Below are 19,805 nucleotides of genomic sequence, written 5' to 3'. Positions count from 1 at the left end.
TATAGAAATGAATACAAGTAGAATTCTTTTTGCTCAAATATTCACATAGTTTTCATTCGTAAAAAAGACTGAAAATTTTGATAATAAATTTCACTTTTATTAAGGGGGACTTTTTATGACAACAACGGTTTTAAATGTATCAACTTATTCTTTTTATCTGAATGGTGAGTGGAAAGAAAGCAAATCAGGGCAGACGATCGATATTGTTTCTCCATATCGTCATGATGTGATTGGAAAAGTGCAGGCTATCACAAAAGAAGAAGTCGATGAAGCGGTACATGCCGCACAGAAAGCTCAGCAAGGGTGGACAGAAACTTCTCTGCAAGACCGTGCCAAATATTTATATAAGTGGGCAGATGAGCTGGTAAAAATGCAGAGTGAAATTGCCGAAATTATTATGAGAGAAGTTGGAAAAAGCTTAAAAGATGCAAGGAATGAAGTCGTACGCACGGCAGATTTCATTCGCTATACAGTTGAAGAAGCTCTTCATATGAACGGAGAAAGCATGAAAGGAGATAGCTTTCCTGGAGGTTCTAAGTCAAAGGTTGCGATTGTTGAACGCGTGCCTTTAGGCGTGGTACTCGCGATTCCTCCTTTTAACTATCCGGTAAATTTGTCTGCTGCTAAGCTTGCGCCTGCTCTTATTTCAGGAAATGCAGTTATCTTCAAACCCGCAACGCAAGGAGCGATCAGCGGTATTAAGATGATTGAAGCTCTTGATCAAGCAGGGATTCCACAAGGACTTGTAAACGTCGTAACGGGCCGGGGATCTGTAATTGGTGATTACTTGGTTGAACATAAAGGCATTAACATGATTTCGTTTACCGGAGGAACAAATACGGGTACTCAGTTAGCTAAAAAGGCAGGCATGATTCCTCTTGTACTAGAACTTGGAGGAAAAGACCCGGGTATTATATGTGAAGATGCAGATTTACAGGAGGCAGCAAAACATATTATAAGCGGAGCATTTTCTTATTCGGGTCAGCGCTGTACAGCTATTAAACGTGTACTTGTACATGAAAAAGTGGCAAACGAGCTGGTCGACATCCTAAAAGAAGAAGTACATAAACTATCAGTGGGTTCTCCTGAAGATGGATGTACAATCGTTCCATTAATTGATAGTAAGGCAGCGGACTTTATTCAAATTTTAATTGCAGACGCGCTCGGAAAAGGTGCAGAAGTTGTGACTGGGAACAAGCGTGAAGGCAACCTTATCTATCCTACTCTTTTAGATAACGTGAATGATACTATGCGTGTAGCATGGGAAGAACCATTTGGTCCTGTGTTACCAATTATCCGCGTCGCTTCTGACCAAGAAGCCATTGACATCGCAAACGAATCAGAATTTGGCTTACAAGCAAGCGTTTTTACAAAAGATATTAATAAAGCTTTCTCAATTGCAAATAAAATGGAAGTCGGTTCCGTTCAAATCAACGGCCGCACAGAACGCGGCCCTGATCATTTTCCTTTTATCGGCGTAAAAGGATCCGGTATGGGCGCTCAAGGCATTCGTAAAAGCATTGAATCCATGACTCGTGAAAAAGTAACGGTATTAAATCTTCAATGATTGAATTCCAAGAGCTATCCAAATCGAGTCAGTAAAATGTAGAGAATCTCATGGAAAAAAGCCTGTGCTCCAAAAAGCACAGGCTTTTAAACGTCTTATTTACCTATCACTCGATTCCATCTTTATAGTTCTTATGCCAGTTTTTATCACCTTTGTGCTCGATATCTTCAACGGTTTTTTCGAGCTCTGACATAATGAGTGTTTTTACTTCATAGATGGTATCAAAAAAAGCTTTCTCTTCATCCGGATTCGGCTTTATTTTGGCTGCTGCCGAAATATCAACATATCTGCGATGTTCAGTTGTTAATTTATCAAGCGCATCAAAAATATGAGAGGTAAGAACAGCAACCTCTTTATGATTATCAGGCAGCTTTTCTTTTAATGTTTCAATTCTTTTATCCATGTTAAAGTCCCCCTATAACGTGTTGTATTTATGTAACTTTCCCACTAATAAAAACGAATAACCTTAAAAAGTAAAAAAATATGGGAATTAGCACGTGAAACAAAAGTATACTACAGGATATCATGTTAAAGTGAAAAATTGGTGAAATGGGTGGGTATATTTTCAATATAGAGAAGTTTGTACTAATAAAAGAAGAGGTCATTTAGCAGGTAACCTTTGTCCGTGTTTTCAAGCCTTACCTATATTTAATCGATATAAAGCTTTTTAAAAATATTTGTAAGTTGATTCATTTTGCATCAAAAGAATTTTTTGGTATATTATAGATGTGTTTAAAAATGCAACAGAAGGTGATTGAATGAAAGTACTGGCTATCGCTCCTTATAACGGTTTAAAAGAGCTAATGATTACCCTAGGAGAAAAAGAAGAGTTCGAGTTGCAAGTAGAGATAGGTGATTTAGAAGAAGGCCTGACTCTTGCTAAAGATGCAATACATAATGGCATAGATATCATCATCAGTCGAGGAGGAACGGCGGAACTCATCCAAAGAGAGTTGACTATCCCGGTTGTTGAAATTGAAGTTTCTGGTTACGATATGCTTCGCGTGCTGACGCTTGCTAAAGGTTACCCAGGAAAAAAAGCAATTGTTGGGTTCTCTCCTATTTCAGAAGGAGCTTCTACAATTTGTGAAATACTAGATATCAATATGTCTGCATACAAAGTCAAAAGTGAGAAAGAAATCGAGCCTATTTTAGTTCAATTACAGCAAGATGGATATACAAATATTATTGGAGATGCCATTACGGTAAAAATAGCTGAAAAGCTTGGACTCAATGGTATATTGCTGACTTCTGGAAAAGAAAGTGTTTTAAAATCTTTTCAAAATGCAAAGAAAATATATGGATTTCTTTCGTCTTTCAAAAAAAACTACTTGATGTCTTATGATATTATTCAAAATGAAATGGAAGGAATTGTTGTATACAATTCAACGTCTCGGGCTATTTTTTCTAATCCTTATTTTAATAAGAATTTTACTGACAGCTTTAAACAAAACCTCAATGTAGAAGAGGCTGTAAAGACTGTATGTAACACAGGTTCTTTTGAAACAGTCTTTAGTAGGAATGATGACTTTTGGACAGTAAAAGGATATCCTCTGGAAACCTCACATTCAAAATTGATTATGTTTCGCATTAATCAATATAAGTCCAATGAAAATCAAGGTATAGATGGAATCTCAATTGTGTCTTTACAAAACGAAGTAAGCTCTGCAAGTAACCTTACTACTATCGTCACAAAAAATGAGAGAATGCAAGGTGTTTTAAAAGCTGCAACTATTTATGCTGATACGGAAGAACCTGTATGGATTAGCGGTGAAGAAGGAACTGGAAAAGAACGACTAGCAAAGCTTATTCATCTTAATAGTGAAAGACGTGAATATCCACTGCTTATTATAGATTGTGAAGTTCTCTCAAAAGCACAGTGGGCGCGCCTTCTAGACAAAAGTTCCTATGATGATTTATTAGCCCATAATCCGCATGGAAGCGTTATTTTAAACAATATAGACCTTTTAGAATTGGATACTCAAAAACAATTAGCGAGTTATTTAAAAAAGAATTCAACTACGTGCCGTTTTATAACTTTATCGCGTAAAAGTATCGAATACTTAACTGAAACACAGCGTTTTGATCAAGAGTTGTATTATTTATTAGCTAGTTTAACCTTGGACCTTCCTTCATTAACAGAAAGAAAAGAAGATATCGAAAGCTTAGCTCTTTTCTTTATCGGAGAATACAATATAAAATTCGGCAAGCAAATCGTAGGGATACGTAGCGATGCAAACGAAAACTTAAAGAATTTTGAATGGACTGGTAATATAAAGCAGCTAAAACAGATCATTAAAGAGAGTGTACTATTAGCTGAAGGGGCTTTTTTAGAGCTTCATGATCTAAAGAAAGTAATAAGTACCATTCGCGTTACAAGTGACAATCAGGAAATTGATTTAAACGGAACGTTAGAAGAAATCGAACGAAAAATCATAAAAAGAATATGGTTAGAAGAGGGTATGAATCAAACAAAGACAGCTGAAAGGCTAGGTATAAATCGAACCACTCTGTGGCGGAAACTAAAATGAAATTTCCTATATATATTCGATTGAGTCAAATTTAAAACCACTTTATCTATAAGTTAGTAAAGATAAAGTGGTTTTTCCTGTTGAATTTTTAAACAATTTAGAAAAGATTAAATTTTACCACTTTTAACTGTTGATTAATTAAACGTTTATGTATATAATTCAAATTGTAAACGTTTTAAAAAAGTAAATCGTACATAAACGTTGCAAAAATAAACAATTAACTAAATTCAAATAGATAGTGTAGGGAGGAAGGAATATGGAGTTAAAAGGAATTATTCCAGCGTTATTAACGCCTTTAACAAAAGAGCAGAAAATAAACGAACCGGTACTGCGTCAATTAACTAGTCACCTTATTGAATCAGGTGTCCATGGCATTTTTGCTTTAGGAACAAATGGTGAATTTCATCTCTTCACAAAAGAAGAGAAATTAAAAATTGCTCAAGTGATCATTGATGAGGTCAAAGGAAGAATCCCCGTAATTGTTGGTACGGGAGGGAACAGTACAGAAGAAGTTATTGAATTATCAAAGCAGATGGAAAACCTTGGAGCAAATGCTCTTTCTGTTATTACTCCTTACTTTGTTACACCAACTCAAGAAGAAGTGATCGTTCATTTTCAGCAAATAGCAGAAGAAACATCATTACCAGTTCTTTTATACAATATCCCTTCAAAAACGGGAATGAGCTTAGAGCCCGATACTGTCGCCAAGCTAGCAGACGTTCCTAATATAGTAGGAATTAAAGATAGCAGCGGCAGCTTCGAAAATATCAAAAACTATATTCATGTAACAAAAGACAAAGACTTTTCCGTGTTTGCGGGAACGGATTCTTTAATACTAAAGACCTTAGAAGCAGGAGGAGTAGGAGCAGTTGCAGCAACTGCAAATATGGTCCCTGATATTGTCGTATCTATTTACACCAGCTGGTTAAAGGGATTTAATAACGAAGCGGAAGAAGCTCAAAAAAAATTACAGCCTCTTCGAGACACATTCCAATACGGTACGCTTCCATCGGCTTTGAAAAAAGCTGTAGAACTATATGGAATTCCGGTAGGCCCTCCTAAACTGCCAGTCTCTGAACTATCAGGAGAGGGCCTTGAAAAGGTAAAAGAAATGGTTGCGGGCTATAAAAAACAGAATGCACTTTAAAATAAACTAACTATAAGGGAAAGAGGTTAAAATGATGCAAAAGCTTTATCAATTTCAAACAGCAAATCATCTTATCGCAGGACCAAATTCAATTGAAAAAGTAGGAGAATACCTTTCTCTATTAGGTACAGAAGTCAAGTCAGCCTTAATTATTACTCAACCATCGATGAAAAGGTTAGGTTTTGTCGAGAAGCTTATGCATCATTTATCTGACAAAGGCGTATCAGCCTATGTGAATATTGATGTTCTTCCAGAGCCAACGCTTGAAAACATTGAAGAAGTTTTTCAAGCCATTAGCAAAGAACAGTATGATGTATTAATTGGATTTGGTGGAGGAAGCGTGCTGGATGCAACAAAAATTCTTTCAGTCTTACAAACAAATAACCAATCTATCCGTGAACTATTAGGTACAGATTTAGTTAAAAACCCAGGTACACCAACTATCTTAATTCCAACTACTTCAGGAACAGGTTCGGAAGTAACGCCTAATGCGATTGTTACACTGCCCGATGAAGAATTGAAGATTGGAATCGTAAGTAAGTATTTACTGCCTAAATTAGTGGTACTCGATCCAGTTCTAACATTAAGTTTGCCAAGACCTATCACAGCTGCAACCGGGATGGATGCATTTACTCACTCATTAGAATCATTTATTTCAAATAAATCAAATTTAATAAGCGATATGGTTGCATTAGAATCAATTCGTCTCATCTCGTCTAGTATTATAGAAGCTTATCAAAATGGGAATTCGGTCGAGGCGAGAGAAAAAATGCTTGTAGGTTCTATGTACGGCGGAATGGCTTTAACAAGTGCAGGTACTGCTGCGGTTCATGCATTAGCATATCCGCTAGGCGGAAAATTTAAAATTCCTCACGGTGTAGCTAATTCGATGCTTTTACCCCATGTGATGGAGTTTAACATGGATGCGATTGAAGATCGGTTGTTCCTCGTAGCTGAGCCTATGGGAATTAAAATAGAGGGTTTTTCAAAGACGGAAGTAGCTCAAAAAGTAGTAAATCGTATTGTAAAGTGGACAAACGTTTTAGAAATCCCACAAAATCTAAAAGAATATGGAGTAAAGGAAGAAGATGTTCCAGAGCTAGCTCTTTCCGCTTCAAAAGTAACGCGATTATTAAATAATAATCCTAAAGAAGTAAGTTTGAAAGATATGGAAGGAATTTACCGTAAATTACTTGTTTAAAAAGGTGATGACATTCTATGAAAATATCCGTTATTTCTGATGATTTAACAGGCGCAAGTGATTGCGGAGGACAATTAGTTCGTTATGGGTTAGATGTTTCTGTCGTTTTAACCGATGACAATAGTAATTTAAGTAAAAAAGAAGCTTTTATATTTAATACGGATAGCCGCGCTGTTTCAGGGAAAGAGGCTTACGAAAGAGTTAAAAACGTTTGTGAAAGAATTCAAGGTGAAACATTTGATGTTATTTACAAAAAAATTGACTCCACAATGAGAGGCAATATTGGACAAGAAATTAATGCTGTGTACGACGTATTTCAACCTGATTTTGTTTTTATCGCTCCAGCCTTTCCAAACGCCGGAAGACAAGTAATTAACGGCGTACATTTTCTGAATCAAAAACGTTTAGATGAAACTGAAGTAGCGAACGATCCTAAAACTCCCGTAAAGGATTCTTTAATTGCCAGACTGGTTAAAAACCAAGCGCAAAAGGAAGTGGGCCATCTTTCGTACAAAGATCTTCATGCAGGATATGAATTTATCTTCAAAAAGCTTAAAGCATACAAAAATCAAAACATTTCATACATCACAGTAGATTCAATTCATGAATCAGATCTTAAATGTCTCGTTGAAACGATAAAAAAGACGGAATTTTCTGTTGTATGGTCCGGTTCAAGCGGATTAATTAACTATTTACCTCAAGCTTATGGACTACAGCCATCCACAAAGAAAGTCAGTTTTCTAAGAAATGATCAACCCGTGCTATTTGTTATTGGAAGCGTAAGTAAAGTTGGAAGAAATCAGCTGAACCAACTATTACTATACTCTGACACCATTAGTGTAGAAATGAACCCATCAAAAATCATTTTAGACGGTGTTTCCAGACAAAAAGAAATAGATCAGGTAATAGAGAGGGCCTTAACATTTCTGAAAACAGGAAAAAGTATTGCTTTATTCTCTTCAGAAGAAGTAAAAGAAACACAAGAGATTGGTAAAAAACAAGGCTATAGCGCTATTGAAATAAGTGACTATATTTCAATGGCCATGGGAGAAGTAGCTGTAGATCTAATTAATCAATGTACTATTACTAATCTTTTTCTTACAGGAGGAGACACGGCTCAACAAGTGTTAAGTCAATTACAGGTTCATAGACTTCATTTGGTTGACGAAGTGGAGCCTGGTATACCGCTTGGCAAGTTAGATTATAAAAGAGAGATTTTTGCTGTAACGAAAGCAGGAAGTTTTGGTACAGATGTAGCTATGCTTAAAGCTAAATCGAAGCTGCAGGGGAAAAAAGATGTTTGGGAACCCTCTGTAAGATTAAGCAAATAATTAAACAGTGCAATAAAAATGGAAGTGAATTTTAAAGGAGGCATATGATGAAACCTGTTATCGGAATTACAATGGGCGATGCAGCTGGAGTAGGTCCAGAAGTTATTGTAAAAGCACTAGCAGATCCATCGGTTTATGAAGCTTGTCGTCCTATTGTTGTAGGAGACGCTAAGATAGTAGAAAGAGCGATCAAAATGACACGAACCTCGTTAACTGTCCATCGCGTTAACGAGGTAAATCAAGGAGAATTTACTCATGGCGTAATTGATTGTCTGCATTTGGACTTAGTGCCGGAAGATCTTCCAGTTGGAGAAATCTCATCATTAGCTGGGAGCGCAGCGTTTAAATTTATTAAAAAAGCGATTGAATTAGCAAAGCAGCAAGAGATACAGGCCATTTGTACGGCACCTTTAAATAAAGAAGCGTTACATAAAGGCGGCTACACTTACCCTGGCCATACTGAAATTTTGGCAGAGCTTACGAATACAAAGGATTATTCCATGATGTTATCTTCACCAAAGCTAAAAGTCATCCACCTTACTACTCATGTAGGATTAAAAAAAGCAATAGATGCTATTACACCGGAACGAACATACACCGTTATCAAACTTGCTCATGAAACATTAAGTCGCGCAGGGTATAAAAACCCGCGAATTGCCGTTTGCGGAATTAATCCTCACGCTGGAGAGAACGGTTTATTTGGAGAAGGAGAAGAGGAAGAAAAACTAATTCCTGGTATTCAAATTGCAGCTTCTGAAGGGATAAATGTTACAGGTCCATACCCTGCGGATACGCTATTTTTCCGTGCAGTTCGCGGAGATTTCGATATTGTCATCGCTTGTTATCACGATCAGGGACATGTGCCTATTAAAGTCCTAGGGTTAGAAGAGGGTGTCAACATCACAGTTGGTTTAAACGGCGGCGTTATTCGCACTTCTGTCGATCACGGTACAGCATTTGATATCGCAGGAAAAGGAATTGCTGATGAAAGAAGTATGTTAGCTGCTCTTCAATCAGCTGCTGAGCTATCACCTAAAAAGGTTTTAAATAAGTTTTAAAAGTGGCGTTGTTATCAATTTTTTATAAAATGTCTTCGGAGGAATTTGAACATCTTTTACTATGAGTATAGTAGTAATAATATGAATTGTAATCAAAGAACTCCGAAGACAGTGAGTTATATTTGGTAATGTTTTATTACTTCTTCACAGAACACAAATGAAAGCGCTTAATAAATGTCTGCATAAAAACGTTTGACTACTGACCAATGAATCTTTTTAGAACAGAAAAAATGGTAGAAGCATTGAGAAAAATAAATCCTAAAATATTGAAAGTTTTATCAACATATATCAAAATTCTGTTGTTATTATAGGAGGAAATCTATAATGAAAGCATTAAATCCTTCAAGCCTGGTTTTTGTTTTAGCAGTAATTGTTGTATATATTCTATTTACAACATGGTTAACAATGAGATTAAGAAGTAAATCCAGCGCGGAATTTAATAACGCAGCCAAAACATTGCCTGCGCTTGTAGTTGGAATCTTATTAATGTCAGAGTTTATCGGCACGAAATCAACAGTAGGGACTGCTGAATCATCATTTACTGGTGGTATCGCGGCTTCTTGGTCACTTATTACGGTAACAATTGCTTTTTTCCTCTTTTCATTCTTTTTGGTTAATAAATTTTATAGGACTGGGAAATATACTATTTCCGGTATAATTGAGCAGAAATTTGGAAGATCTACAAAAACGGTTGTATCAATTATTATGATAGCGGCTCTTTTACTTGTGAATCTAGGAAACTACTTGAGTGGTTCTGCGGCCATTGCTTCTTTGTTAGGTTTACCATTAATGACATGTGCTATTATTACAGCCATTGTCAGTACATTTTATTTTACATTTGGGGGAATGAAAGGGGTTGCTTGGGTAACCATTCTTCACTCATTCGTGAAATATGCGGGTGTCTTGATCACAGTAGGAGTGGCATTGTACCTTTGCGGTGGGTTCAAGCCTATCGTGCACGAACTGCCAAAAAGCTACTTTACATGGGATGGAACGATTGGTGGAGGGACTATTTTTGCATGGCTTATCGGGAATATGGGAGCTATTTTCTCTACACAATTTATTATTCAAGCCATTACGTCGTCAAAAAGTGCAAAAGCAGCTAAAAAATCAAGTTTATATGCAGCACTATTATGCTTGCCGCTTGCATTGGCAATCGGAGTGATTGGGGTATGTGCACGATATTTGTATCCAAATATCGATCCTATCTACGCGTTTCCAGTATTCTTAGAACATATGAATCCAGTATTAACAGCAATTGTAGCAACTTCCTTAGTAGCATCCATTTTCGTTGGGGTTTCAACCGTGGCTTTAGCTACAACAACATTAATTGTTGACGATTTTTATGTTCCAAAAGCTAAACCATCTCCAGAACAACAGATGAAGATGACTCGAATTATTTCTGTAGTTGTTGGTATCATTCCTTTACTTGGTGTGGTTTTAGCCCCAGAACTATTAACTTTATCTTTTTTCACTCGTGCATTGAGAACATCTATTGCTGTGGTAGCTGCAATGGGATTTTATCTTCCATTTTTTAGTTCAAACCGAGGTGCAACTATCGGCTTAGCAATGTCCGGTATTTTCACAACTGTATGGTATTTGCTAGGAAACCCTTTTGGTATTGACAATATGTATGTCGCTGTCATTACACCATTTATTGTGATGGTAATTGACCGATTTATCGGTGGAAAAGATAAAAAGTCTGAAAATACTGAATCCAATACTGTAGAATATATAGATGCAAAGTAGAAAATAGCTTAGTTTACGTTAATACGTTAAAAGGAGAGATATGTAATGAGTAATCAATCAACGACTATTGTAGCAGATGGAAAATTAAAAATGTGTCCAGACGGATTCGAACATGTAGAGGCATATATTCCCTCTGATTGTATACAAAATCATGCTTCTAATTTACTTGTGTTAGACAACGGTGACCTGTTATGCACTTGGTTTGGCGGCACACAAGAGGGAATAGCCGACATTCACATTTATCTATCAAGACTTAAAAAAGGCCAAAAAGAATGGAGTAAAGCTGTAAAACTTTCAGATGATCCCGCTCGTTCTGAGCAAAACCCCATTTTATTTCGTGCTCCAGACAATAAATTATGGTTATTGTACACGGCACAAAAATCCGGTAATCAAGACACAGCGATTGTAAGATATCGTATTTCGGAAGATGAAGGCTATTCGTGGGGACCTATTGAGACTTTATTTGATCAGCCAGGTACTTTTATTCGACAGCCTATTGTTGTATTAGATAACGGTGATTGGCTTTTACCTGTTTTCTATTGCATTACGCCTCCGGGACAAAAGTGGACAGGAAATAAAGATATAAGCGCGGTGAAAATCTCAAAAGATCAAGGTGAGTCTTGGGAAGAGTATGAAGTGCCTAATAGCTTAGGGTGTGTTCATATGAATATTGAAAAATTAGATGATGGTACGCTTTTAGCATTATTCCGCAGCCGCTGGGCTGATCATATTTATAGCAGCCGTTCAACTGATTACGGGAAAACGTGGAGCGAGCCCATTCCAACGCAGTTACCTAATAACAATTCTTCTATTCAATTCACAAAATTAAATAACGGGCATTTAGCGCTAGTTTTTAACAATATGAACGCCGATAATTGTACGGAGCGCAGGCTGTCGCTTTATGATGAAATTGAAGATGAAGAGGGTACGGATATTCTGTCTGCTAATCAAGATACGCCTGAAAAAGATGATGAAGGCAGACAAGCATTTTGGGGAGCACCTAGAGCACCGATGACAGTTGCGATTTCAGAAGATGGAGGTAGAACATGGCCATATAAAAAGGATATTGAAATAGGGGATGGCTATGCAATGACCAATAATTCAAAAGAAAAATTAAATAGAGAATACTCATATCCTTCTATTAAACAAAGCGCTGATGGAAAAATTCATATCGCTTTTACGTATTTTAGACAAGCTATTAAATATGTATGTGTGTCAGAAGAATTCATAAAGTCTTAATAGCTTCATATACTTCGGAGGGATAAAGTATGCTGTTGGAAAACAAGATTGCGATTATTACAGGAGCTAGTAGAGGTATTGGAAAGGCTATCGCTTTAACTTTAGCTAAAAATGGTGCCTCATTAGTTATACACGGTACGAATCAGACTTTATTAAATGAATTAGCTCTACAGGTTGAGGAATTAGGTAGAGAATGTATTGTAAAAGCTGGGGACGTAGCAGATCCAAATGTTGCAACCGAGGTTGTAAGAGCTGCTGTAGAGCGTTTTGGAAAAATTGATATTTTAATAAATAATGCGGGTATCAATATGCGCAGCTCAACATTAGAAATGACTTTGGATGATTGGAAAAAGGTATTGGATGTTAATTTGAATGGAACTTTATATTTCTGTAAAGCCGTCTTACCTTATATGATAGAGCGAAACTATGGGAAAATTGTCAATGTAAGTTCTACAACAGCCAAAACAGCGCATAGAAATGCAGCGCCATCTTACGGAGCTTCAAAAGCTGCAGTTAACTACCTTACGATGCATTTAGCTTTAGAAATGGCGCATCATAATATTTTTGTAAATGCTGTATGTCCAGGTCCTGTAGAAACGGACATGAGCAATCAATGGACAGATGAATACAGGAAAGAAGTAACAAAGCGAATTCCGTTAAATAAGTTAGGAACTCCTCAAAATGTTGGGGAAAGTGTTTTGTTTTTAGCTTCAAGTATGTCTGATTTTATAACGGGTGAATCTATTAATGTGAATGGCGGAACGTACATGAATTAGGGAATGAAAAGCCTAGAGAGTTGACTATCTAGGCTTTTCAATTGTTTCTCTAAAGAATAGAATATAAACAGGTGATTAAAATGGAATTTTTAACAATCCTATTACCTATTTTCGGCATATTTACACTAGGTTTTATTGGGCAAAAGAAAATAGGGTTCGATACAAAAATTATATCCACCATGGCGCTTTATTTAATGTCTCCGATATTAGTTTTTAGAACGTTTTATACGACAAAATTTCAGGTGGATTATTTATATCTTGCTTTTTATACGTTTGCCCTTTGTTTTACTTTAATTATAGTTGTATATATTGTGGCGTTTATTCAGAAGTATTCCACTCGAGAGACATGCGGAATGATATTAGCCTCTTCTTTTATGAACAATGGGAATTACGGTACTCCTGTGGTTTTACTAATCTTTGGAGTTTCAGGGCTTGACTGTGCAATCATTTTAATGGTTATTCAACAGCTGGCAATGTGTACAATTGGAGTCTACTACGCCGCAAAAGGAAGTGCAGAAGGAAATGGTATACGTTCAGCTATTCGTGCTGTTCAGCGCATGCCTGCTATATATAGCGCCTTTTTGGGAGCTTTTTTTCAATTTTTCAATATTCATTTAGGGAAATCAGTCCTCGAAGCGGTAGATTTAGTTGCGAATGCAGCAATACCTACGGTTATGATTGTACTCGGCATGCAGCTGGCAAAAATATCAGTTAAAAATTTAGCCAAAAGCAAAGTTTCTTTATCGCTTATAATTAAACTGATCATTTCTCCTGCCGTTGCTTATTTACTTACTTTGTTTCTTCCAGTTGATGACATGGTTAAACAGATTATGATTATTACGGCCGCTATGCCAACAGCAGCAAACACGACCATGTATGCGCTGCAATTTGATACTGAGCCAGAATTTGTTTCAAGTGCAACGCTTATTAGTACATCGTTGAGTTTAGCTACTTTACCCCTAATTTTTACAATTGTATTGTGAAAATCTTTTATGACTACGTAATTTTTATGTCATATGAACTTTTTTGACTACTTTTTACGATTTTATGACTTTTTTTGAATGAATTTGATTGTTTTTGATGATTTTTCGAATAATCTGATATATAATGAAAGCGTAAACAGTAAAACATGTCGGTTGGTTAAGAAAAACATCCACAAAAACTGGATTTGTTATTACATAAAATCAGACCTCTGTTTTTTTATAAAAATAAATAGAACTTGAGAAAGGGAGAATGAGAATGGACATATTGGATGCAAAAGTAGTGAATACAAAGTACGGTTTAGAAACATATCTGGATGTATCAGAAAGCGTAGAAATAAAAGAAATTCATATGCCAAGTTCAGAGAATCAATCTCATAAAATTAAATTTGGAATCAAGTATTTTCTTTTAAGAGAAGGAAAGTATTACGATAGCCAAAAAGGTTATTTCTGGCTTTGTATGAATCACGATTTTAGCAGCCTTATGCTGAGTGAAACGGAAACAGAGAGTTTGTTTGCAGTTAAAAGTGAAGAAGAAAGAGAAGCAACAAAAACGCTATTAGCAGAATGGTTTATCCAAACAAATGCGTACAAAGAAGTCATCAACGAATGTATCCATCAGATTAAAACGGAGAATATTCGTACAGAAGAAGACATTGAAGACCGAGTGGACGCTATACAATTTTTAGAAAAACTAAAGGTATTAACTGCAAAAGAGATTGAAAACGCTTCTATAGAAAATCTATATGCGCTGCAGCAAATTGGCTAGGCTATAGTTCGCGTACGCTGAAATGCAGATTGATGTACAACAATAAGGAGGAATAGTGAGATGAAATTTTTTATTGATACAGCAAACCTTGAGGATATTAAGAAAGCATATAAAGTTGGTGTTCTAGCAGGTGTAACAACCAATCCATCTTTAGTAGCAAAAGAAGGCGTAAGATTTGAAGACCGCATCGAAGAAATTCTTCAAATGGTACCGGAGGTTGAATCCGTTTCCGCTGAGGTAACGCCTGACGCACTTTCTGCTGAAGACATGATCGCTCAAGCTGAAGAACTGATTAAAATTAACGATGGAGATAAAAATATTACGATTAAGCTGCCTATGACATTAGCTGGCTTGGAAGCGACGCGCTACCTTGCAAAAAAAGGCGTAAAAACAAATGTAACCCTAATCTTTACAGTAAACCAAGCGCTTTTAGCAGCTCGTGCTGGAGCGACGTATGTTTCTCCATTTTTAGGACGTCTTGATGATATTTCAGAAGACGGAGTACAGCTGGTATCTAAAATTGCTGAGTTATTCCGCGTTCAAAACATCGACTCTCAAATTATCGCCGCATCTGTAAGACACCCGGATCATGTAACGCGCGTAGCACTTGCAGGGGCTCATATTGCCACAATTCCATACGCTGTTATTGAGCAATTAGCAAAACACCCGTTAACTGACCAAGGAATGGAAAAATTTGCAGCAGATTGGGAAAAAGCAGTTAAAGCTTAACAAAAAGTCATATCAATAAAAAAAGCTTGGGATAAGCATAGCTTATCCCAAGCTTTTTTTCGTTTAACTCGCTAGTTTCTTTTTACGTAGACGCTCTAAGCGGCGCTGCACGCTATTTCTTGAACGCCCGAGCAGCTGCCCAATTTCTCGCTGATTGCGCTTTTCCTGATAAAACATACGCCACAATTTAGCATCTTCTTCTGCTGTCCACTTTTTATGCTCGTATTTAGGACGCTTTACATAGTCTAGCCTTCTTTGTTCATTCACCCACGCTGGTTCTGGAATAAGCGTATTTTTAGGTATTTTAAAAAAGTTAAGGCACGATTTATTTTGTTCAGCCCACTTCCAAAAAGATTGAATGTCAATTCCCATGAATGTTCTTGTCTTGGCGATGATCATTTTATACGGTAGATTCTCTTTATGAATCCACTTGTAAATTGTATGAACATCTACTTCGAGGCAGGCTGCTAGCTCACACGCTGTGATATGTCCTACGTGCGATTTAGCTCCATACACCTCTAAACGACTTAACCTCGATTCTAGTGCCTGCACACTTCGCTGCAATTTCGCTGATATGCGCGAAAAGGGTTTTGTTCCGTAATACCTTAGCAAATATTCGTCTTCTTGTACGGTCCATCTTCGCATCGCAGTTTTTCGAGTTAAACCCAAAACTTTTATGCGCGTAGCAATAGAAGAAGGACTTCTGTCTAAGGAGTCTGCCATTTCACGGTTGTTCATGATATCAATGTTCTGCTGTAAAAAAGCATCTTGTTTCGGCGTCCACTTTTTACGTAAAGCTGTATCTGAAGCTCGAAGATTTAATCGAGTAAGCCGTTTATTAACCGATTCCTTGCTTCTATGTAAATGCTCACCCATCTTTTGAAGCGTCATAACGCCATAGTGTTGGATAAGAAATTTATCTTCTTCTTTTGTCCATCGCTTTTGATTTTTACTCACTGTTGTCTCACTCCAATTCACACGGAAAGCTCAAGATGAAAAAGCATCTAGTAATCTATTTTACGGATGAGCAATATCCATTCAGACTGATACTCACTGCGTTTTAGCCTATATATATTTTATCATATTTCTAGAGAAAAACCAAACGTGTGTTCTTATTTTGTTTTAGTCATCATAAAAGGAATTAGAAAAATAGTTGGCTCCTTTAATAGAAGCGAATTATGGTAAAATTGACTATAATCTCTAAAAGATTTACATAACTGACAGCTCAGCATCATTGCGTTGAGAAAGGAGAATGAGCATGAATTTTAATTTAAAAGAAGCGACCGAAATACTTGAGCGTACGCCTAAGACGCTTGAAAAACTTTTGTCGGGTCTATCTGCAGGGTGGCTGCAATGTAATGAAGGAGAAGGAACTTGGAGTACCTCGGAAGTAATAGAACATTTAATAGAAGCAGAAAAAAATAATTGGATACCAAGGCTAAAATTCATCCTTCAAGAAGGAAAAGGAGGAGCTTTCCCTCCATTTGATCGCTATGCTCATTTACACAAGGAATCTACTAGTTCTATTGAAGAAAAGCTTCTTGAATTCAACATGATAAGAATGCAGAATTTACAACAACTAAAGCTGTTAATTAAGCCTGAAAAGCATCTTGAAGTGAGAGGAGAACACCCGGAGTTTGGGGAAGTAAAAGTCAGAGAGTTGCTCTCGACTTGGGTTGCTCACGATTTAACGCACATTGCCCAAATTGTTCGAGTAATGGCAGAACGATACAGAGAAGATGTAGGGCCTTGGGAAGAATACTTAGGAATACTAAAGAAATAGCAATGACAAACAGTAGCCAGCCTTTATCATTCAAGCTTGAATTAGAAAATGTACACGATTACAATAAAATGAGAATAATGAAGATTCAGGAAGGATTGCAGAGGGAACTATAAGAACATATCCCATGTGTATAACATGTAGGGTCCGTTAAGCAATTTACGAATAAAAAGAGGATTGGACTGATTAAAAATGAAAGTGAATTTTGAGAAATTTGGCGAACTAAACAATCAAGCTGTACATGCTTATACCTTATTAAATGATGAAGGGCTTAAAATCACCTGCCTTGACTATGGATGTGTGATATCAAATATTGAAATGCCAGATTCTGAAGGGAAGATTGAAAGTGTTGTCTTGGGATTTGATTCAATAGAAGAATACCAAAAGTATTCTCCTTATTTCGGAGCTGTGGTCGGACGCGTAGCAGGACGTATAGGGGGAGCGGAGTTTCAGCTTAATAATGAAACCTATCGTCTAGAGAAAAATGAAGGAAACAACCATTTGCATGGCGGTTCAGAAGGGTTTAGCCACAAAATATGGCATGCAAAAACAATCGAGGCAAGTGATCACGTAGGTATTGAATTTACATATGTAAGTAAAGACGGAGAAGAAGGGTACCCTGGCAATCTTGAAGTGAAAGTTACGTATACGTTGACTAATAAAAATGAGTTTCATATCTCTTACGAAGGAACAACAGATCAAGACACTCTTATCAATTTAACAAACCATACGTATTTCAATTTAAGCGGAAATCTAAAGGAAACGGTCTTAGATCATGTTTTAAAGCTGAAAAGTAACGAATTCTTAGAGCTGAATGATGATCTTTTACCTACTGGAGAAACGATAAGTGTCACAGATACCCCATTTGATTTTAGAGAAGGACATAGCCTCAAGGAAGGAGTGGAATCTACACATCCGCAAAATGTATTAGTTGGTAAAGGATACGATCATCCATTTCTTTTAGAAGCAGAAGCTGAAAATCAGATGTCATTATTTGATCCAGCAAGCGGTCGCAAAATAGAAGTCAAAACGGATCAGCCTTCAGTTGTTCTCTATACGGGAAATCATCTAGATGAAGAATTTGAAATTAGAGGGGTTCACTCAGAGAAATACCTCGGTGTTTGCTTGGAAACACAAGGTTTACCAGACGCTATTCATCATAAGCATTTTCCTTCTTGTGTATTAAAGCCAGGTGAGAAATATGAAGCATCTACTCACTATACATTTATAACTGATCGCAGCCTGTAACAAAACGGAATGATAAAAAGGATTACAAACGAGCCTCTGCCGATTGTAATCCTTTTTTATTCTTACTTTTTCTTTTGGCTTTTTGCACGATTAGCGTCAAGCTCAGCCGCATATTCTTCTTGAGACTTTCCTTGCTTTTGACTCTCAGACTGAATCTTTTTAAATTTGTTATCGTTTAAATTTGGCATATTAGCACCTCCTTGCAGACAGGGTTATTTTGTACAAACATTAAGGATTTATATGCTAAAAAGTTTTAATGAACTTGATTAGAAATTTCGCTCAATGCTGCACCAGCTTCATCAACATATACGTTCACTGTCGCAAGGTCACCGATTGCACAGATTCCAACCATATTATTATTCTCCACTACAATAATGCGGCGAATTTGATGATCGGCCATCATACGTGCACATTCATGAATATCCGTATCTGGAGAACAAGTAATCACATCTTTAGTCATACAATCATGGCAATGCACAGTGTTGCAATCTTTTCCATCCGCCACGCAGTTTAACACGATATCACGGTCTGTGATCATTCCCATTACTCGATTTTCTTGACACACTGGCACAGACCCACAATTAATATCACGCATTAATTTTGCTGCAGCTGTTACTGGGTCGTGCGGTGCACAAGCTTTCACATCTTTAGTCATAACTTCACGTACTGTAGTCATTTTTAATTCCTCCTTTTAAACATTCACCTCCATATTTTCTCCATGCACATGCAGAATATGAGAATTAATAATTTCCTGAAAGCAAAAAATCTTGTAATAAAAGACGAATAAAAGAACGAACGCAGTGTAATAAACACATAAAAAAGAGCCTATTACACAAACTAAAGAGAATATGATTTAGCTTACATTTTCGTAACGGCAGGAGTTGGGTACATAATGAAAGGAAAGTTAACGCTTTTGGCAGTACTTTTATTGCCTTGGCTGTCTATAATAAAAGTTGATAAATTTGTCTTTAAAAGATACCTACCTGTTTTGACATTTAGTTCATTAGTTATTGCTTTTATCAGTGAGTTATCTAAAAGCTTTACATGGTGGAAAGTGAGGAAACCTCTTTTCCCTAAACTTTCAAGCGACGTTTCTTTTATATTTGGACCGTTTTTTATAGCTAATTTTTGGGTATTCAAGCTGACCTATGGGAATTTCAAAAAATATTTGTTAATTAACATCCTATTTGACTATCTATTTGCTTATCCCTTGACCAGTTTGGCAGAAAAATTAAAGGTATACAAGATGATCAACATGACGCGTTTTCAACTTTTTGTGATCTCGATTGCCACTGCTCTTATTAATTATTTCTATCATTATTTTATAGAAGATGTATTAAGGAAGAGAAGGCAATAGCTGATAGTTCGTTAACGAGCTCCTCGGCATTTAAGTTTCGCTTACTGTCAATCTTGAATGGTATTAAAGGTCTTCAAGTGTAGTACATAAATACTTAGCAGAGATACTAAAAGTCCAATAAATAGCGAAATAATAAAAAGAGAAGCGTGAGGGAGAAGACCAATCTCTTTCACGTTTCTCTTTTTTGTCATGTATATAAACTTTATCTGTACACGGTCATGGGCAAATACGTTAAAGATTGACCAGTAGCTGAAGCTGTTAAATTCGGTTCTAATTCAAAATTCAAAATGGGTAAATACGGAAAAACTACGGTGATAAGTTTCTTTGAAAAGAGAAATATTTC

The 19,805-nt window shown here is 36.6% G+C and carries 19 protein-coding genes; 15 read left to right on the top strand and 4 right to left on the bottom strand.

Translation table 11 applies throughout. The features are described from left to right. Positions 1-115: 115 nt before the first annotated feature. Positions 116-1,567, top strand: a complete 1,452-nt coding sequence (locus tag SCI76_RS05080) for an NADP-dependent glyceraldehyde-3-phosphate dehydrogenase (RefSeq protein ID WP_407545078.1) — start codon at positions 116-118, stop codon at positions 1,565-1,567. Between the two features lie 106 nt (positions 1,568-1,673). Here SCI76_RS05080 and SCI76_RS05075 read toward each other — a convergent pair whose 3' ends face one another. Next, on the bottom strand, positions 1,674-1,970 hold the full coding sequence (locus SCI76_RS05075) for a hypothetical protein (protein WP_028413740.1): 297 nt from the start codon (positions 1,968-1,970) through the stop codon (positions 1,674-1,676). A gap of 355 nt (positions 1,971-2,325) precedes the next feature. On the opposite strand from SCI76_RS05075, the gene SCI76_RS05070 reads away from it, so the two are divergent. From SCI76_RS05070 to fsa, 11 genes are all read left to right on the top strand, one after another. Next, a complete protein-coding gene (locus SCI76_RS05070; RefSeq protein ID WP_407545077.1) occupies positions 2,326-4,098 on the top strand; it encodes a PrpR N-terminal domain-containing protein in 1,773 nt (590 codons plus the stop codon). A gap of 256 nt (positions 4,099-4,354) precedes the next feature. Beyond that, the gene (dapA, locus tag SCI76_RS05065; protein ID WP_033578697.1) at positions 4,355-5,245 is read left to right on the top strand and encodes a 4-hydroxy-tetrahydrodipicolinate synthase; all 891 of its coding nucleotides are present in this window, start codon (positions 4,355-4,357) and stop codon (positions 5,243-5,245) included. Positions 5,246-5,279: 34 nt separating this feature from the next. Beyond that, entirely contained in the window at positions 5,280-6,446 is a 1,167-nt protein-coding gene (locus SCI76_RS05060) for an iron-containing alcohol dehydrogenase (protein ID WP_328175217.1), read from the top strand. Positions 6,447-6,463: 17 nt separating this feature from the next. Then, complete coding sequence (locus SCI76_RS05055; protein WP_034264664.1) at positions 6,464-7,777, top strand: four-carbon acid sugar kinase family protein; 1,314 nt, start codon at positions 6,464-6,466, stop codon at positions 7,775-7,777. 44 nt (positions 7,778-7,821) lie between these two features. After that, positions 7,822-8,835, top strand: coding sequence for a 4-hydroxythreonine-4-phosphate dehydrogenase PdxA (gene pdxA, locus SCI76_RS05050; RefSeq protein WP_033578700.1), 1,014 nt, complete (start codon positions 7,822-7,824; stop codon positions 8,833-8,835). Positions 8,836-9,159: 324 nt separating this feature from the next. Beyond that, entirely contained in the window at positions 9,160-10,584 is a 1,425-nt protein-coding gene (locus tag SCI76_RS05045) for a sodium:solute symporter family protein (protein WP_328174779.1), read from the top strand. A 45-nt stretch (positions 10,585-10,629) separates the two neighbouring features. Further along, positions 10,630-11,823: an exo-alpha-sialidase gene (locus tag SCI76_RS05040; protein WP_328174780.1), complete on the top strand. Its 1,194-nt coding sequence runs from the start codon at positions 10,630-10,632 to the stop codon at positions 11,821-11,823. A 29-nt stretch (positions 11,824-11,852) separates the two neighbouring features. Further along, positions 11,853-12,599 (top strand): SDR family NAD(P)-dependent oxidoreductase, encoded by a 747-nt coding sequence (locus SCI76_RS05035; RefSeq protein WP_034264655.1) that lies wholly within the window; start codon positions 11,853-11,855, stop codon positions 12,597-12,599. 80 nt (positions 12,600-12,679) lie between these two features. Further along, positions 12,680-13,582, top strand: a complete 903-nt coding sequence (locus SCI76_RS05030; protein WP_407545076.1) for an AEC family transporter — start codon at positions 12,680-12,682, stop codon at positions 13,580-13,582. Between the two features lie 256 nt (positions 13,583-13,838). Continuing rightward, positions 13,839-14,348 carry a hypothetical protein gene (locus SCI76_RS05025; protein WP_025749002.1) on the top strand — a complete coding sequence of 170 codons (510 nt, stop codon included), beginning with the start codon at positions 13,839-13,841 and terminating at the stop codon, positions 14,346-14,348. A 60-nt stretch (positions 14,349-14,408) separates the two neighbouring features. After that, positions 14,409-15,077: a fructose-6-phosphate aldolase gene (gene fsa / locus SCI76_RS05020; RefSeq protein ID WP_013082751.1), complete on the top strand. Its 669-nt coding sequence runs from the start codon at positions 14,409-14,411 to the stop codon at positions 15,075-15,077. Positions 15,078-15,140: 63 nt separating this feature from the next. Here the strand turns inward: fsa and SCI76_RS05015 are convergent, their stop codons facing one another. Beyond that, on the bottom strand, positions 15,141-16,034 hold the full coding sequence (locus tag SCI76_RS05015) for a sigma-70 family RNA polymerase sigma factor (protein ID WP_328174782.1): 894 nt from the start codon (positions 16,032-16,034) through the stop codon (positions 15,141-15,143). Positions 16,035-16,335: 301 nt separating this feature from the next. Between SCI76_RS05015 and SCI76_RS05010 the strand changes: the two genes are divergently transcribed. Together SCI76_RS05010 and SCI76_RS05005 are read left to right on the top strand one after the other, a co-directional pair. After that, a complete protein-coding gene (locus SCI76_RS05010) occupies positions 16,336-16,860 on the top strand; it encodes a DinB family protein (RefSeq protein WP_028413738.1) in 525 nt (174 codons plus the stop codon). A 189-nt stretch (positions 16,861-17,049) separates the two neighbouring features. Continuing rightward, positions 17,050-18,105, top strand: coding sequence for an aldose epimerase family protein (locus SCI76_RS05005; protein WP_048021397.1), 1,056 nt, complete (start codon positions 17,050-17,052; stop codon positions 18,103-18,105). 62 nt (positions 18,106-18,167) lie between these two features. Here the strand turns inward: SCI76_RS05005 and SCI76_RS05000 are convergent, their stop codons facing one another. After that, a complete protein-coding gene (locus SCI76_RS05000; protein WP_013056562.1) occupies positions 18,168-18,293 on the bottom strand; it encodes a hypothetical protein in 126 nt (41 codons plus the stop codon). Between the two features lie 65 nt (positions 18,294-18,358). After that, positions 18,359-18,781 (bottom strand): CBS domain-containing protein, encoded by a 423-nt coding sequence (locus SCI76_RS04995; protein WP_013056563.1) that lies wholly within the window; start codon positions 18,779-18,781, stop codon positions 18,359-18,361. A 216-nt stretch (positions 18,782-18,997) separates the two neighbouring features. Here SCI76_RS04995 and SCI76_RS04990 point away from each other — a divergent pair, with 216 nt between their 5' ends. Beyond that, on the top strand, positions 18,998-19,462 hold the full coding sequence (locus tag SCI76_RS04990) for a hypothetical protein (protein ID WP_407545075.1): 465 nt from the start codon (positions 18,998-19,000) through the stop codon (positions 19,460-19,462). Positions 19,463-19,805 lie beyond the last annotated feature (343 nt).

Origin of the sequence: Priestia sp. HNGD-A6 (assembly GCF_045784335.1) — a bacterium.
GTDB lineage: Bacteria > Bacillota > Bacilli > Bacillales > Bacillaceae_H > Priestia > Priestia zanthoxyli.
This window is presented reverse-complemented; position numbering and strand designations above follow the sequence as displayed.

What these genes read in the sequence shown, in the direction of transcription:
- SCI76_RS05080 (WP_407545078.1), top strand. Translation starts at nt 116, where the DNA reads ATGACAACAACGGTTTTAAATGTATCAACTTATTCTTTTTATCTGAAT.
- SCI76_RS05075 (WP_028413740.1), bottom strand. Translation starts at nt 1,970, where the DNA reads ATGGATAAAAGAATTGAAACATTAAAAGAAAAGCTGCCTGATAATCAT.
- SCI76_RS05070 (WP_407545077.1), top strand. Translation starts at nt 2,326, where the DNA reads ATGAAAGTACTGGCTATCGCTCCTTATAACGGTTTAAAAGAGCTAATG.
- dapA (WP_033578697.1), top strand. Translation starts at nt 4,355, where the DNA reads ATGGAGTTAAAAGGAATTATTCCAGCGTTATTAACGCCTTTAACAAAA.
- SCI76_RS05060 (WP_328175217.1), top strand. Translation starts at nt 5,280, where the DNA reads ATGCAAAAGCTTTATCAATTTCAAACAGCAAATCATCTTATCGCAGGA.
- SCI76_RS05055 (WP_034264664.1), top strand. Translation starts at nt 6,464, where the DNA reads ATGAAAATATCCGTTATTTCTGATGATTTAACAGGCGCAAGTGATTGC.
- pdxA (WP_033578700.1), top strand. Translation starts at nt 7,822, where the DNA reads ATGATGAAACCTGTTATCGGAATTACAATGGGCGATGCAGCTGGAGTA.
- SCI76_RS05045 (WP_328174779.1), top strand. Translation starts at nt 9,160, where the DNA reads ATGAAAGCATTAAATCCTTCAAGCCTGGTTTTTGTTTTAGCAGTAATT.
- SCI76_RS05040 (WP_328174780.1), top strand. Translation starts at nt 10,630, where the DNA reads ATGAGTAATCAATCAACGACTATTGTAGCAGATGGAAAATTAAAAATG.
- SCI76_RS05035 (WP_034264655.1), top strand. Translation starts at nt 11,853, where the DNA reads ATGCTGTTGGAAAACAAGATTGCGATTATTACAGGAGCTAGTAGAGGT.
- SCI76_RS05030 (WP_407545076.1), top strand. Translation starts at nt 12,680, where the DNA reads ATGGAATTTTTAACAATCCTATTACCTATTTTCGGCATATTTACACTA.
- SCI76_RS05025 (WP_025749002.1), top strand. Translation starts at nt 13,839, where the DNA reads ATGGACATATTGGATGCAAAAGTAGTGAATACAAAGTACGGTTTAGAA.
- fsa (WP_013082751.1), top strand. Translation starts at nt 14,409, where the DNA reads ATGAAATTTTTTATTGATACAGCAAACCTTGAGGATATTAAGAAAGCA.
- SCI76_RS05010 (WP_028413738.1), top strand. Translation starts at nt 16,336, where the DNA reads ATGAATTTTAATTTAAAAGAAGCGACCGAAATACTTGAGCGTACGCCT.
- SCI76_RS05005 (WP_048021397.1), top strand. Translation starts at nt 17,050, where the DNA reads ATGAAAGTGAATTTTGAGAAATTTGGCGAACTAAACAATCAAGCTGTA.
- SCI76_RS05000 (WP_013056562.1), bottom strand. Translation starts at nt 18,293, where the DNA reads ATGCCAAATTTAAACGATAACAAATTTAAAAAGATTCAGTCTGAGAGT.
- SCI76_RS04995 (WP_013056563.1), bottom strand. Translation starts at nt 18,781, where the DNA reads ATGACTACAGTACGTGAAGTTATGACTAAAGATGTGAAAGCTTGTGCA.
- SCI76_RS04990 (WP_407545075.1), top strand. Translation starts at nt 18,998, where the DNA reads ATGAAAGGAAAGTTAACGCTTTTGGCAGTACTTTTATTGCCTTGGCTG.